Origin of the sequence: Pseudomonas sp. UV AK001 (assembly GCF_046097675.1) — a bacterium.
Classification (GTDB): Bacteria; Pseudomonadota; Gammaproteobacteria; order Pseudomonadales; family Pseudomonadaceae; genus Aquipseudomonas; species Aquipseudomonas kribbensis.
Map to the genome: position 1 here is coordinate 119,622 of NZ_JBJUVZ010000008.1, position 15,708 is coordinate 135,329.

Below are 15,708 nucleotides of genomic sequence, written 5' to 3' on the forward strand. Positions count from 1 at the left end.
CGCTTCTTCTTTCAGCTCGCGGCTTCGGGCTTGCAGCTGACCTCCTGATAGTTCTTCTCATTCGCTAATTTTTCCGGTGTGCATTCGTTTTATAGGGACGACGTGCCTTTGTGCTTCCTGCCTACTGATCCGGATGCTAAGAAATGAATGCTGAAGACTCCTTGAAACTTGCTCGCCGGTTTATCGGGTTGCCCCTGGAAAAGCGCCAGATGTTCCTCGCGGCCCTGCAAAAGGAGGGCGTGGATTTCGCCCGATTCCCGATTCCCGCCGGGATCGAGGCCGACGATCGCCAGGCGTTGTCTTACGCGCAGCAACGGATGTGGTTTCTCTGGCAACTGGACCCGCACAGCGGCGCCTACAACTTGCCGGGCGCGGTGCGCCTGACCGGGCGACTGAATCTGCCAGCACTGGAGCAGGCGTTTGCGGCACTGGTGGCGCGACATGAAACCTTGCGCACGGTGTTCCAGCGCCAGGCGGATGACAGCCTGCTGCAAGTGCCGGCCACGGCAACCTTGAACATCCATCACGAAGATTTCAGTGCGCTGCCGGCCGCCGAACGCGAGGAGGCTGTCGTTCGTGCCGCCGAGCAGCAATCGGTGTTGCCGTTCGATCTGGCGGTGGGGCCGTTGCTGCGGGTCACCTTGCTCAAGCTCGCCGAGCAGGAGCACGTCTTGCTGCTGACCCTGCACCACATCGTTTCCGATGGCTGGTCGATGAATGTGCTGATCGACGAATTCATCCGTTGCTACGACGCCTTTGACGCCGGCCAGTCGCCGGCGCTGGCGGCCCTGCCGGTTCAGTACAGCGATTACGCCCTGTGGCAACGTCGCTGGCTGGAGGCCGGCGAGCAGGCGCGGCAACTGGAGTACTGGCAGGCGCAGTTGGGGGACGAGCATCCGGTGCTGGAACTGCCGCTGGATCATTCGCGTCCGGCCATGCCGAGCTATCGCGGCACGCGCTATGAATTTGCGGTCGACAGCCAGTTGGCCGACCAGTTGCGCACCACCGCGCAACAGCATCAGGTCACCTTGTTCATGCTGTTGCTTGGCGCGTTCAATGCGCTGCTGCACCGTTACACCGGGCAGACCGATATCCGTGTCGGCGTACCGATTGCCAACCGCAATCGCGCCGAGATCGAAGGCCTGATCGGTTTCTTCGTCAACACCCAGGTGCTGCGCACCAAAGTCGATGGACAGACCCGCGTCGATGCATTGCTGCAGGCGATCAAAGAGACGGCGCTCGGCGCCCAGGCGCATCAGGATCTGCCGTTCGAGCAACTGGTCGAGGCGCTGAAACTGGAGCGCAGTCTCAGTCACACGCCGCTGTTCCAGGTGATGTACAACCACCAGCCGCAGGTGGCCGATATCGCCGCCCTCGGCACAGCTTCGGGCCTGGTGCTCGACAGCCTCGACTGGCAAAGCCGCACCACTCAGTTCGACCTGACACTCGACACCTACGAGAAGGGCGGCAAGCTGCACGCGGCACTGACTTACGCCAGCGATCTGTTCGACGCGCCGACCATCGAACGCATGGCGCGCCACTGGTTGCGTCTGCTCAAGGCCATGGTCGCTGATCCCGCGCAACGCATTGGCGAGCTTCCATTGCTCGACGCGGAAGAGCAGCACACGCTGGTTAATGCCTGGAACGCTACAACAGCGGTCTATCCGACTGAGCAACCCCTTCATCAATTGATCGAAGCCCAGGTGGCCCGCACCCCGGATGCACCGGCGCTGGTGTTCGGCGAACAAACCCTGAGCTACGCGCAACTGGACGCGCGGGCCAACCAACTGGCCCGTCTGTTGCGTGAGCAAGGCGTGCGGGCCGACAGCCTGGTGGGGATCTGCGTCGAGCGTTCGCTGGAAATGGTGATCGGCCTGCTGGCGATTCTCAAGGCCGGTGGTGCCTATGTGCCACTGGATCCGGAATACCCGCAAGAGCGCCTGGCCTACATGATCGAGGACAGTGGCATTACCTTGCTGCTGACTCAGAGTGCCTTGCTGTCGTCGCTGCCGACCGCAGGGGTGAAAGTGATTACCCTCGATCAGGAAGCCGACTGGCTGGATCGCTACAGCGAAGGCCGTGTCGAGGCGGTCGTCGACCCACAGAACCTCGCCTACGTGATTTACACCTCCGGCTCCACCGGTAAACCGAAAGGCGCCGGCAACAGTCATGCGGCGCTGGTCAACCGCTTGTACTGGATGCAGGAGGCTTACGGGCTGGATGCCAGCGATTCGGTGCTGCAGAAAACCCCGTTCAGCTTTGACGTGTCGGTCTGGGAATTTTTCTGGCCGCTGCTGACCGGCGCACGACTGGTCGTGGCAGCGCCGGGCGCGCACCGCGATCCATCGCTGTTGATCGAGACCATCAACCGCTACGGCATCAGCACGCTGCACTTCGTCCCGTCGATGTTGCAGGCGTTCATTCATGAGCCGGGCGTCGAGGCCTGTGTCGGCCTAAAACGCATTGTCTGCAGCGGTGAAGCATTGCCGCTGGACGCGCAACTGCAGGTGTTCGCCAAACTGCCGAACGCCGGACTCTACAACCTGTACGGCCCGACCGAAGCGGCCATCGACGTCACGCACTGGACCTGTGTCGACGAAGGCGCCGACAGCGTGCCGATCGGGCGGCCCATCGCCAACCTGCGCACCCATGTGCTCGACGCCGAACTGTTGCCGGTGCCGAGCGGCGTGGCGGGTGAGCTGTACCTGGGCGGGGCAGGGCTGGCGCGCAGTTATCACCGGCGCCCGGCGCTGACTGCCGAGCGTTTTGTGCCGTGTCCGTTCCATGATGGCGCGCGCCTGTACCGCACCGGCGACCGGGTACGCCAGCGTGCCGACGGCGTCATCGAATACCTCGGGCGTCTCGATCATCAGGTGAAGCTGCGTGGCCTGCGTATCGAGCTGGGCGAAATCGAAACCCGCCTGATGCAGCATCCGCTGGTGCGTGAAGCCGTGGTGCTGGTGCAGGGCGGCAAACATCTGGTCGGCTATCTGGTGCTGGAAACTGCTCAGGCGGACGAACAATGGCAACAGAACGTCAAGGCCTGGCTGCTCGGCAGCCTGCCGGAATTCATGGTGCCGACCTACCTGATGACACTGGACAGGTTGCCGGTCACCGCCAACGGCAAGCTGGATCGCAAGGCCTTGCCGCAGCCGGATGCCGCGCCGCAACAAGCCTTTGTCGCGCCGCAGGATGCCATGCAGAAGGCCTTGGCCGCCATCTGGGAGGACGTACTCGGTTTGCAGCGCGTGGGTCTGGAAGACAACTTTTTCGAGCTGGGTGGCGATTCGATCATTTCGATTCAAGTGGTCAGCCGTGCGCGGCAGGCCGGAATCCGTATCAGCCCGCGCGATCTGTTCCAGTATCAGACCGTGCGCAGTCTGGCGTTGGTCGCGATCCTCGACAGCCACAGTTCGGTGGATCAGGCGCCGGCAACGGGCGAGGCCTTGTTGGGGCCGATCCAGCAGCAGTTCTTCAGCCGGGCGATGCCGCAGCGTGAGCACTGGAACCAGTCCCTGTTGCTGACCCCGCGCGAGGCGCTGAATGCTCAGTGGCTCGACGCCGCATTGACCCATGTGATCAACCACCACGATGCCTTGCGTCTGCGTTTTGTCGAGGGTGCCGAAGGCTGGCAGCAAGCGTACGCCGCACCGGTCGAACGCGCTGATCTGTGGCAGCGCACGGCCGAGACGGCCGAACAACTGACCGCCCATTGCGACGAAGCCCAACGCAGTCTTGATCTGGCCAACGGGCCGTTGTTGCGCGCCGTGTTGGTGACCATGGCCGATGGCAGTCAGCGCCTGTCGCTGATCGTCCATCACCTGGTGGTCGATGGCGTGTCGTGGCGTGTGTTGCTGGAAGATCTGCAGCAAGCCTACGAACAGCTCGCGGCGGGCGGTGGCGTGCAATTGCCGGCAAAAACCAGCGCGTTCCAGAGCTGGACTGCGCGTCTGGGCAACGAAGCTTCGCGCTTCGACGATCAACTGGCTTACTGGAAAGCCCAGCACAACGGCGCACGGGAACTGCCGTGCGAGCGCCCTGAAGGCAGCCTGGAAAACCGTTTCGGACAGAAGATCGAATGGCGCCTGGACGCCGAGCGCACGCGCCAATTGCTGCAGCAGGCACCGGCGGCGTATCGCACGCAGGTCAACGATCTGTTGCTGACGGCGCTGGCGCGCACCATCAGTGGCTGGAGCGGTCAGCCGGGCACCCTGATTCAACTCGAAGGCCATGGCCGTGAAGATCTGTTCGACGACATCGACCTGACGCGCAGCATCGGCTGGTTCACCAGCCTGTTCGCCGTCAATCTGGTGGCGGCCGAGGGTCTGGACGGTTCGATCAAGGCGATCAAGGAACAACTGCGCGCGGTGCCGGACAAAGGTCTGGGTTATGGCGTGCTGCGTTATCTGGCAGCGCCGTCGGTGCGTGACGAACTGGCTGCATTGCCTGCGCCGCGCATCACTTTCAACTATCTGGGACAGTTCGACCGGCAGTTCGATGAGCAGGCGCTGCTGGTGCCATCCGCCGAGTCCGGCGGTGTCGCCCAGGATTCCCGGGCCCCGCTGGATAACTGGCTGACGGTCGAAGGCCAGGTCTATGGCGGCGAATTGAGCCTGAGTTGGGGCTTCAGTTCGCAGATGTTCGACAGCGCCACGGTACAAAGCCTGGCTGATCGCTACGCCGCAGAACTGACGGCGCTGATCGAGCATTGCTGCGCCCTCGACACCGCGCAAGCCACGCCTTCGGACTTCCCGTTGGCGCGCATCAGCCAGGCGCAACTGGATGCGTTGCCGGTCGCCGCTGCCGACATCGAAGATGTCTATCCGCTGTCGCCGATGCAGCAGGGCATGTTGTTCCACACCTTGTACGAACCGCAGGCCGAGGCGTACATCAGCCAGATGCGTCTGGACATCCACGGTCTTGATCCGCAGCGTTTTGCCAGTGCCTGGCAAGCGGCGCTGGCGCGTCATGATGTGCTGCGCAGCAGCTTCCACTGGCAAGGCCTGGACAGCGCCCGTCAGGTGATCAGCCGCCAGGTGCAACTGCCGCTGCAAGTGCTGGACAACACGGACACCGATGCGCTGGCCGAGACTGAGCGGGCGCAGGGTTTCGAACTCGACTGCGCGCCGTTGCTGCGTCTGAAACTGGTGCGCACCGGTGCCGATCACTGGCATTTGATCTACACCAGCCACCACATCCTGATGGACGGCTGGAGTAACGCGCAGTTGCTCGGCGAGGTGATTTCCCATTACGCCGCCGGGCGCTCACTGCCGGCGCCGGTCGGGCATTACCGCGATTACATGGGCTGGTTGCAACAGCAATCGACAGACGCCGGCAAGGCGTTCTGGAATGCTGCGTTGGCGCCGTTGCAGGCGCCGACGCTGCTTGCCGATGCCCTGCGTCCGCCTGTGGCAGGTCACGGCACTGACGAGCATCGCGAGGTGATCGACGAAGCCGCAACACGGCGTCTGGGCGAATTCGCCCGTCAGCAGAAAGTCACCCTCAACACGTTGCTGCAAGCGGCCTGGAGCCTGTTGCTGCAACGCTACACCGGGCAGGACTGCGTAGCGTTCGGCGCTACGGTGGCCGGTCGTTCGGCGCCGCTGTCGGGCATCGAGCAGCAACTGGGGTTGTTCATCAACACCTTGCCGCTGGTGTGCAACCCGCGCCCGGATCAAAGCGTCGGGCAGTGGTTGAGTGATCTGCAGGCGCAGAACCTGGCCCTGCGTGAGTTCGAGCATGTGCCGCTGTACGACATTCAGGGTTGGGCGGGGCATCAGGGCTCGGCGCTGTTTGACAGCCTGCTGGTGTTCGAAAACTTCCCGGTCGCCGAGGCGCTGAAGCAGGGCGCTCCGGCCGGGTTGACCTTTGGCAACCTGCACAACCACGAACGCACTCACTATCCGCTGACGCTGGGTATCGAACTCGGCGCCACGCTGAGCCTGGAGATGAGCTACGACGCTGCGCGATTCAGCGCCGCCCAGGTGCGCTTGCTCTGCGCCAACCTGCGCCACTTGCTGGTGCAACTGATCAGCAACGCCGCAGGCTGCCTCGGCAACCTGACGTTGCTCGATGAAGCAGCGACGCACGTCATGCTCGCGCACTGTCAGCCGCCAGCGCTGCAGTTGCAGCACACCGGCCTGGTGCACGAGCGCATTGCCGCGCAGGCCAAAGCCACACCGCAGGCTCTGGCCGTACAGTGCGGTGAACAGCGCCTGAGCTATGACGAACTGAACCGTCAGGCGAATCGCCTCGCCCACCGTCTGCTGGCCAGCGGTGCGGCGCCCGGCAAACGCGTCGGCCTGGCACTGCGTCGTGGCCCGCAAATGATCGTCAGCCTGCTGGCCGTACTGAAGACGGGCGCCGCTTACGTGCCGCTTGATGCCAACTACCCGGCCCAGCGTCTGGCCTACATGATCGAAGACAGCCGTGTCGATCTGCTGCTCGATGAGTCGGCTCTTCTGCAAGACGTGCCGCTTGCGGCTGGCCTGGAGTATTTGCAGCTGGGCGACATCATCCAGACGCTGGGTGCTTATCCGGACAGCGACCCGCTGAATCACGCCACGGTCGATGACCTGGCCTACGTGATCTACACCTCGGGTTCCACCGGTCAGCCAAAAGGCGTGGCGATTGCTCACGCGGCGCTGCGCGAGTTTTGCCAGACCGGTGCCGAGTATTCGGTGCTGACTGCCGAAGATCGCGTGCTGCAATTTGCGACCTTCAGCTTCGACGGTTTTGTCGAGCAGTGCTACCCGCCGCTGTGTGTCGGCGCGGCGCTGATCATGCGCGGCGACGAGCTCTGGGATGTGATCCGGCTGGCGGACGAGATCGTCGGCCACGGCGTGACGCTGGCGGACTTGTCGGCGGCTTACTGGTTCTTGCTGGCGCGTGAATGCGCTGGCGGCAACGTCCCGAGTCTGGGCGCGTTGCGCCAGGTGCATGTCGGTGGCGAAGCCATGTCGGTCGAAGGCCTGCGTCTGTGGCACGAAGCAGGGCTGAGCCACGTGCGTTTACTCAACACCTACGGGCCGACCGAGGCGACGGTGGTGTCGAGCGTTCACGACTGCCGCCTGAGCGATGCCAGCGACACCTTCGGCATTCCGATTGGCCGGGCCATTCCCGGCCGCGCGTTGTACGTGCTCGACAGCGCCGGGCAATTGTTGCCGGCCGGTGGTGTCGGCGAGTTGTGCATTGGCGCGAGCGCCTGTCTCGCGCAGCAGTATTTCGATCGTCCGGCCCTCACCGCCGAACGCTTCCTGCCAGACCCGTTCGCCACCGAGGCGGGGGCGCGTCTGTATCGCAGTGGCGACCTGGCGCGTTACAACGAAAACGCTGATCTGGAGTACGCCGGACGTATCGACCACCAGGTGAAGATTCGTGGCTTGCGCATCGAAATGGGTGAAATCGAAGCCTGCCTGCAAGCGCAGGAGGGCGTGCGCGCCGCTGCAGTGATCGCTCAGGATTTCCCGGGGGGCGCGCAACTGGTGGCTTACGTGGTGCCCGAGACAGGCACAGAACCTGCGACCGCGCAGGCGCAGTGGCTGGACTCGCTCAAGGCTTCGCTGCAACAGGTGCTGCCTGATTACATGGTGCCGGCGCACCTGCTGTCGCTGGACGCATTGCCCTTGAACAACAACGGCAAACTTGATCGTACCGCGCTGCCGAAAGTCGAACTGAGCCAGGATCAAAGCGTTTATGCAGCGCCGCAGACCTTGCTGCAACTGCAACTGGCGCAGATCTGGGAAGCCGTGCTCGAATCCGGCGCGGTGGGGCTCAACGATCATTTCTTCGAACGAGGCGGCCACTCGCTGCTGGCCACCCAGGTAATTTCCCGGGTCCGCCAGACACTCGAAATTGATGTGCCGATGCGTACCCTGTTCGAGCAGCCGACGCTGCAAGCCTTTTCCGCCGCCTGCGCCACCCTGCAACACAGCGAAAGCGTGCCGATGACGGTGCTGCAGCGCGGTGATGCAATGGCGTTGTCTTACGCCCAGGAACGGCAATGGTTCCTCTGGCAGCTGGAGCCGGACAGCGCTGCTTACCACGTGCCCAGTGCGTTGCGCTTGCGCGGTGTGCTGGACATCGCCGCGTTGCAGACCAGCTTCGATCAACTGGTGGCGCGTCACGAACCGTTGCGCACCACGTTCCGTCAGGACGACGAGCGCACTGTGCAGGTGATTCATGCGCAGGGCGAACTGACGATTGAACAGCACAGCCTCGACGCGCAGGAAAACCTTTCGGGCTGGGTGAAGGCGCAGATCCGCCAGCCGTTCGATCTGCTGAACGGGCCGTTGTTGCGCGTCAGCCTGCTGCGGTTGGCGGCGGATGATCATGTGCTGGTAATCACTCAGCACCACATCGTTTCTGACGGCTGGTCGATGCAAGTGATGGTGCGCGAACTGATGGCGATGTATGCCGCCGCGCGCGCCGGACAACCGCCGGAGCTGGCCGCGCTGACGCTGCAATACGCCGATTTCGCCCGGTGGCAACGGCAGTGGATGGAAGCCGGCGAGCGTCAGCGTCAACTCGATTATTGGGTGGGCCAGCTTGGCGGAGAACAGCCGGTGCTGGAGCTGCCGTTGGACCATTCGCGTCCGGCGGTACAGAGCTACCGTGGCGCGCGACTGGATGCGCCATTGGAACCCGCGTTGAGCGCGCAATTGCAGGAGCTTGCCCGGCGTGAGGGCGTGACGATGTTCATGCTCCTGCTGGCCTCGTTCCAGACCCTGTTGCACCGCTACAGCGGTCAGGACGATATCCGCGTCGGCGTGCCGATTGCCAACCGCAACCGCGCCGAAACCGAGGGTCTGATCGGCTTCTTCGTCAACACCCAGGTGATGCGTGCGCAGTTTGCCGGCGACCTGAGTTTCCGTGATCTGCTGGCGCAGACCCGTCAGGCTGCAATGGGCGCCCAGGCGCATCAGGATCTGCCGTTCGAGCAGTTGGTGGAAGCGTTGGCGCCAGAGCGCAGCCTCAGCCACAGCCCATTGTTCCAGGTGTTGTTCAACCATCAGCGCGATGCAGCGCCGGTCACCGATGTGGCGGACTTGCGCATCGAAGGCCTGCCGTGGAACAGCGGCACCGCACAATTCGACTTGACCCTGGACACCACGGAAACCGATGCCGGGCTGATGGTCAGTCTGACCTACGCCAGCGATTTGTTTGAAGCGGCGACCATCGCGCGCCTGTTCGAACACTGGCAGGCATTGCTGCGAGCGATCGTCGCTGAGCCGCAGCAATTGATCGCCGCGTTGCCGATGCTCGCCGCGCAAGAGCGCCAGCAGATTCTCGAAGACTGGAACGCCACCGCCACCGAGTACCCGCTACACCTCAGCGTGCAGCAGTTGATCGAAGCGCAGGTCCTGCGCACTCCGGACGCCCCGGCGCTGAAATTCGCCGACGAATGCCTGAGCTACGCGCAGCTCAATGCCCGCGTCAACCGGTTGGCGCACAAGCTGATGGCGCAGGGTGTCGGGCCTGAAAGCCTGGTCGGCATCGCCGCCGAACGTTCGATGGAAATGGTCGTCGGTCTGCTGGCGGTGCTCAAGGCCGGGGGCGCCTACGTGCCGCTCGACCCGGAATACCCGCAGGACCGCCTGGCCTACATGATCGAAGACAGCGGCGTACAGCTGTTGCTGACCCAGGCGCATCTGCTCGATGCCCTGCCATTGAGCGGGCAGGTGCAGACCCTGTTGCTCGAGGAATCGCTGGAGGGCTTCGCCAGCCATAATCCGGACGTGGCGATCAGCGGTGAAAACCTCGCTTACGTGATCTACACCTCCGGCTCCACCGGCAAACCGAAAGGTGCCGGCAACCGTCATGTCGCCCTGACCAACCGTCTGTGCTGGATGCAACAGGCCTATGAGATCGGCGCCGGCGACAGCGTGCTGCAGAAGACGCCGTTCAGCTTTGATGTTTCGGTGTGGGAGTTCTTCTGGCCACTGATGACCGGCGCGCGGCTGGTCGTCGCCGCTCCGGGCGATCACCGCGATCCGGCAAAACTGGTGGCGTTGATCAACCGCGAACACATCACCACGCTGCACTTTGTGCCGTCGATGCTGCAAGCCTTCCTGCAGGACGTCGACGTCGCCACGTGCACCAGCCTGCAACGCATCGTGTGCAGCGGCGAAGCGCTGCCGGCGGACGCGCAACAGCAAGTCTTCGCCAAACTGCCGACTGCCGGGCTTTACAACCTTTACGGCCCGACGGAAGCCGCCATCGACGTCACGCACTGGACGTGTGTGGAAGAGGGCCGCGACAGCGTGCCGATCGGACAGCCGATTGCCAACCTCGGCTGCTACATCCTTGACGACAACCTCGAGCCGGTGCCGACCGGTGTGCTCGGCGAGTTGTACCTGGCGGGCGTCGGTCTGGCGCGGGGTTACCACCAGCGTCCGGCGCTGACCGCCGAACGTTTTGCCGTCAGCCCCTATGGCGATGGCGAGCGGATCTACCGCACCGGTGATCTGGCGCGCTACCGCGCCGACGGCGTGATCGAATACGCCGGCCGGATCGACCATCAGGTCAAGCTGCGCGGCCTGCGGATCGAGCTTGGTGAAATCGAAGCGCGTCTGCTGGAGCATGGCAACGTCCGTGAAGCGGCAGTGCTGGTGATCGACGGCAAGCTGCTGACCGCCTACGTGGTGTTGAACGAAGAAAGCGCAGACTGGCGCGACAGCCTGATGCGTCATCTGCACGCCGGACTGCCGGAGTACATGGTGCCCAATCAGTGGCTGAATCTTGCGCAGATGCCGTTGAGTCCCAATGGCAAGCTGGATCGCAAGGCGCTGCCGAAACCCGAATTGGGGGCCGGCAAGGCCGAATACATCGCGCCGCGCAATGAACTGGAGCAGCGCATCGCTGCGGTGTGGGCAGATGTGCTGAAACTGCCGCGAGTAGGGCTGGGCGATAACTTCTTTGAGCTGGGTGGCGACTCGATCATTTCGATTCAAGTGGTGGCCCGTGCCCGCCAGGCCGGCATCCGCTTTACCCCCAAAGACTTGTTCCAGTACCAGACCGTCCAGGCGCTGGCAGGCGTCGCGACGCTGGGCGATGGCGCGGGGCAGATCGACCAGGGGCCGGTCGGCGGCGCCACGCCGTTGCTGCCGTTCCAGCAATGGTTCTTCGCGACAGACATTGCCGAGCGTCACCACTGGAACCAGTCGGTGATGCTCAAACCGGCCATCAGCATTGAGGCCGATGCGCTTGAGCAAGCCTTGCAAGGGCTGGTTGCGCATCACGATGCCTTGCGCCTGTCGTTCACTGAAACGAGCGACGGCTGGACCGCGAATCACCACGCAACAACCGTCAGACACGACCTGTTGATGCAGGCCTCAGTCAGCGATGAGCAACAGTTGCAGGCCGCCTGCCTTGCGGCGCAGCGCAGCTTCGACCTGGCTCAAGGCCCGCTGTTGCGTGGCTTGCTGGTGAGCCTGGCCGATGGTTCACAACGCTTGTTGCTGGCGGTGCACCACCTGGTGGTGGACGGTGTGTCCTGGCGGATTCTGCTGGAAGATTTGCAAAGCGCTTATCAGCAGCGCATCGACGGCAAGCCTCTGCTGTTGCCGGCCAAGACCAGCGCCTTCAAGCACTGGGCTGAACGCTTGCAACAGCACGCGCCGCGACTGGCGGGTGAACTCGATCTGTGGCGCGCACAACTGGCTGATGCGCCTGTCGACCTGCCGTGCATCAATCCGCAGGCCCGTCTGCAAAATCGCGATGCGCACACCGTACAGACGCGCCTCGATCAAGCTTTGACCCGACAACTGCTGCAACAGGCGCCGGCGGCGTATCGCACTCAGGTCAATGACCTGCTGATGACCGCACTGGCCCGGGTCATCTGCCGCTGGACGGGGCAGGCTTCGACCCTGATTCAGCTGGAAGGGCACGGTCGTGAAGACCTGTTCGACGACCTTGACCTGAGTCGCAGCGTCGGCTGGTTCACCAGCCTGTTCCCGGTGCGCCTGACCCCGAGCGCGTCGCTCGACGGTTCGATCAAGCAGATCAAGGAACAGTTGCGGGCGATTCCCGACAGGGGCCTGGGCTTCGGCGTGCTGCGTTACTTCGGCGATGAAGCGACCCGCCGCGAGCTGGCGGCGCTGCCGACACCGCGTATCACCTTCAACTACCTCGGGCAATTCGACAGCCAGTTCGATGACGGTGCATTGTTCGCCCCGGCCAGCGAAAAGGCCGGGGACGAACAAAGTTCGTTGGCGCCGCTGGGCAACTGGCTGGAACTCAATGGTCAGGTTTACGGGGGCGAGCTGAGTCTGGGCTGGACGTTCAGCCGCGAGATGTTCGATGAGGCGACCATTCAACGTCTGGCCGATGAGTACGCGATCGAACTGGCAGCGCTGATCGAGCATTGCTGCGCTGCACGCAATGCCGGCGTCACGCCGTCGGACTTCCCGTTGGCACCGCTTGACCAGCAACAGCTCGATGCCTTGCCGGACGCCGGTGCCGATGTCGAAGACATCTACCCGCTGTCGCCGATGCAGCAGGGCATGTTGTTCCACAGCCTGTACGAACAAGGTTCGGGGGATTACATCAACCAGATGCGCGTCAGCGTCGAAGGCCTTGATCCCGAACGTTTGCGTCAGGCCTGGCAGGGGGCCGTCGATCGCCATGCGATTCTGCGCACGCGTTTCGTGTGGATCTCCGAGCAGGAGCAGCCGTTGCAAATCGTCCAGCGTCAGGCCGAGTTGCCGTTCAGTCTGCATGACTGGCGCGGTCGCGCTGACCTGGCGGGGGCACTCGACGTGCTGGCGCAGGAGCAACTGCAACAGGGCTTCGATCTGTTGCAGGCACCCCTGCTGCGTCTGGTGCTGGTCCGTACCGGCGATGACCGCTTCGAGATGGTCTACACCAGCCATCACATCCTCATGGACGGCTGGAGCAACTCGCAGTTGCTCGGCGAAGTGATGCAGCGCTACGCCGGTGAAACCCCGGCCGCGCCGGTGGGCCGTTATGGCGATTACATCGGCTGGCTGCAGCGTCAGGACGGTCAGGCCAGCGAGCGCTTCTGGACTGAGCGTCTGGCCGACCTGGACGAGCCGACCCACCTGGCCCGCAGCTGCCTCGATACGCTGGCGACTGCCGGCCAGAGCGGTTACGACCAGCAGACCCGTTGGCTGGACCGTGAGCAGACTCAACGTCTGGGTGCGTTCGCCCGTCAGCACAAGGTCACCCTGAACACGGTGGTGCAAGCCGCCTGGCTGTTGCTGTTGCAGCGTTACACCGGTCAATCGACCGTGGCGTTCGGCGCTACGGTCGCCGGGCGTCCGGCCGAGTTGCCAGGTGTCGAGCAACAGATCGGTTTGTTCATCAACACGTTGCCGGTGATCGCCACCCCGCGTGTCGAGCAACCCCTCGGTGAGTGGCTGCAAACGGTGCAGGCGCTGAACCTGGCCATGCGCGAATTCGAATACACGCCACTGGCGGACATTCAGCGCTGGTCCGGGCAACGCGGCGAAGGCCTGTTCGACAGCCTGCTGGTGTTCGAGAACTACCCGGTGTCGGAGGCACTGAACAACGGTGCGCCGCAAGGCTTGCGTTTTGACCAGGCGCGCAGCCAGGAACAGACCAACCTGCCGTTGACGGTGCTGGTGGACCTGAGCGACAGCCTGTCGTTGCAATTCGCCTATGCCCGCCAGCATTTCAGCGCTGCGCAGATCGAGCAGATCGCGGGCCACTTGCAGCACCTGTTGCAGCAAATGGCCGACTCGCCCGCGCAACGTCTGCTGGCCGATCTGAGCCTGTTCGATGCCGCACAACAACAGGCGATGTTGCACGACTGGAACCGTGCGCCGGCCACCTTCGCGCAGACCCGCACCCTGCCACAGCTGATCGAAGCACAAGTGCGTCGGGCACCGCAGGCGATTGCCGTGAGTCTGGGCGAGGAGCAATTGAGCTACGGCGAACTCAACGCCCGCGCCAACCGCCTGGCCCATGCGCTGATCGCACGGGGCGTCGGTGCCGATGTGCTGGTGGGTCTGGCTGCCGAGCGTTCGATCGAAATGATCGTCGGCCTGGTTGCCATCCTCAAGGCTGGCGGGGCTTACCTGCCGCTGGATCCGCAGTACCCGGCCGAGCGCCTGCAATACATGATCGAAGACAGCGGCATTGCCCTGCTGCTGATGCAGCCGGGTGTGCTCGATCACCTGGAGGTTGCCGAGAGCGTCGAAACCCTGCTGCTGGGTGATGACAGCCGCTGGCAGGATCAATTGGCAACCGACCCGCAGGTCTGGGCCGACAGCGCCAGCCTCGCTTACGTGATCTACACCTCGGGTTCCACCGGCAAACCGAAAGGTACGCTGCTGGCTCACGACAACGTGCTGCGTCTGTTCGAGGCAACGGATTCCTGGTTCAGCTTCGGTGCCGAGGATCGCTGGACGCTGTTCCACTCGTACGCGTTCGACTTCTCGGTCTGGGAAATCTTCGGCGCACTGCTGCATGGCGGGCGTCTGGTGATCGTGCCGCACAGCGTCAGCCGCTCGCCGCAGGAGTTCCATGCGCTGCTGTGCCGCGAGCGCATCACCGTGCTCAACCAGACGCCGTCGGCATTCAAGCAACTGATGCAAGTCGCTTGCGACGCCCCACAGGATCCGCAACTGTCGTTGCGTTACGTCGTGTTTGGCGGCGAAGCGCTGGAGGTGCGCAGCCTGCGTCCATGGTTCGAACGCTTCGGCGATGCAGCGCCGCAGCTGATCAACATGTACGGCATCACCGAAACCACGGTTCATGTGACTTACCGTCCGTTGACCCTGGCCGATCTCGAACAGGACGCCGGCAGCCCGCTGGGCGAGCCGATCCCGGACCTGGGCTGGTACGTGCTCGATGCCGACCTGAAACCGGTGGCCAAGGGTTGCATCGGTGAGTTGCACGTCAGCGGCGCCGGGCTGGCACGGGGTTATCTCAAGCGCGCCGACCTCAGCGCCTTGCGTTTCGTGCCGAACCCGTTCGGTGACGACGGCGCGCGGCTGTATCGCACCGGTGACCTGGCGCGCTATCGCGCCGATGGCCGGATCGAATACGCCGGGCGTATCGACCATCAGGTGAAGATCCGTGGTTTCCGGATCGAGCTGGGTGAAATCGAGGCGCAACTGTTGGCGCTGCCGCAGATCCGTCAGGCCGTGGTGCTGGATCAGCCAGGCGCCGGCGGCGTGCAACTGGTTGCGTATCTGGTGGCCGATCAATCGGTCGATCTCGATCAGCAGGGCCAGTGGCGTGAGCTTCTGCGCCAGGCGCTCAAGCACAACCTGCCGGATTACATGGTGCCGGCGCACCTGTTGCTGCTCGACAGCCTGCCGCTGACCGCCAATGGCAAGCTTGACCGCAAGGCTCTGCCACAACCGGACGCCAGCCTGCTGCAAAACAGCTTTGTGGCACCTGAAAGTGAACTGCAACAGCAGATCGCCGGGGTCTGGGCCGAAGTCTTGAAGCTGGAGCGGGTCGGCCTGACGGACAACTTCTTCGAACTTGGCGGCCACTCGCTGCTGGCCACTCAGGTGGCCTTGCGTCTGCGCGAGTTGCTGGGCTTCGAAGTACCGTTGGCCAGCCTGTTCGCCAGTGCCGATCTGGCGGCTTTCAGCGAAGCCGTACAAGCCCTGCAACCCGATTTGCAGCCCGTTCATGATGTTTTGGCTAAATCCTTGGAGGCTCTCAATCGTTTATCAGCAGATGAACTTGAAAAACTGATTTCCTGAGAGG

The 15,708-nt window shown here is 63.5% G+C and carries 1 protein-coding gene; it reads left to right on the top strand.

Annotated features, from left to right (window positions below; genetic code table 11):
- The first annotated feature begins 143 nt into the window (after positions 1-143).
- Positions 144-15,704: a non-ribosomal peptide synthetase gene (locus tag ACKLNA_RS21265; protein WP_408986994.1), complete on the top strand. Its 15,561-nt coding sequence runs from the start codon at positions 144-146 to the stop codon at positions 15,702-15,704.
- Positions 15,705-15,708: the final 4 nt, after the last annotated feature.

Coding starts and splice junctions, on each gene's coding strand:
- ACKLNA_RS21265 (WP_408986994.1), top strand. CDS start 144: ATGAATGCTGAAGACTCCTTGAAACTTGCTCGCCGGTTTATCGGGTTG.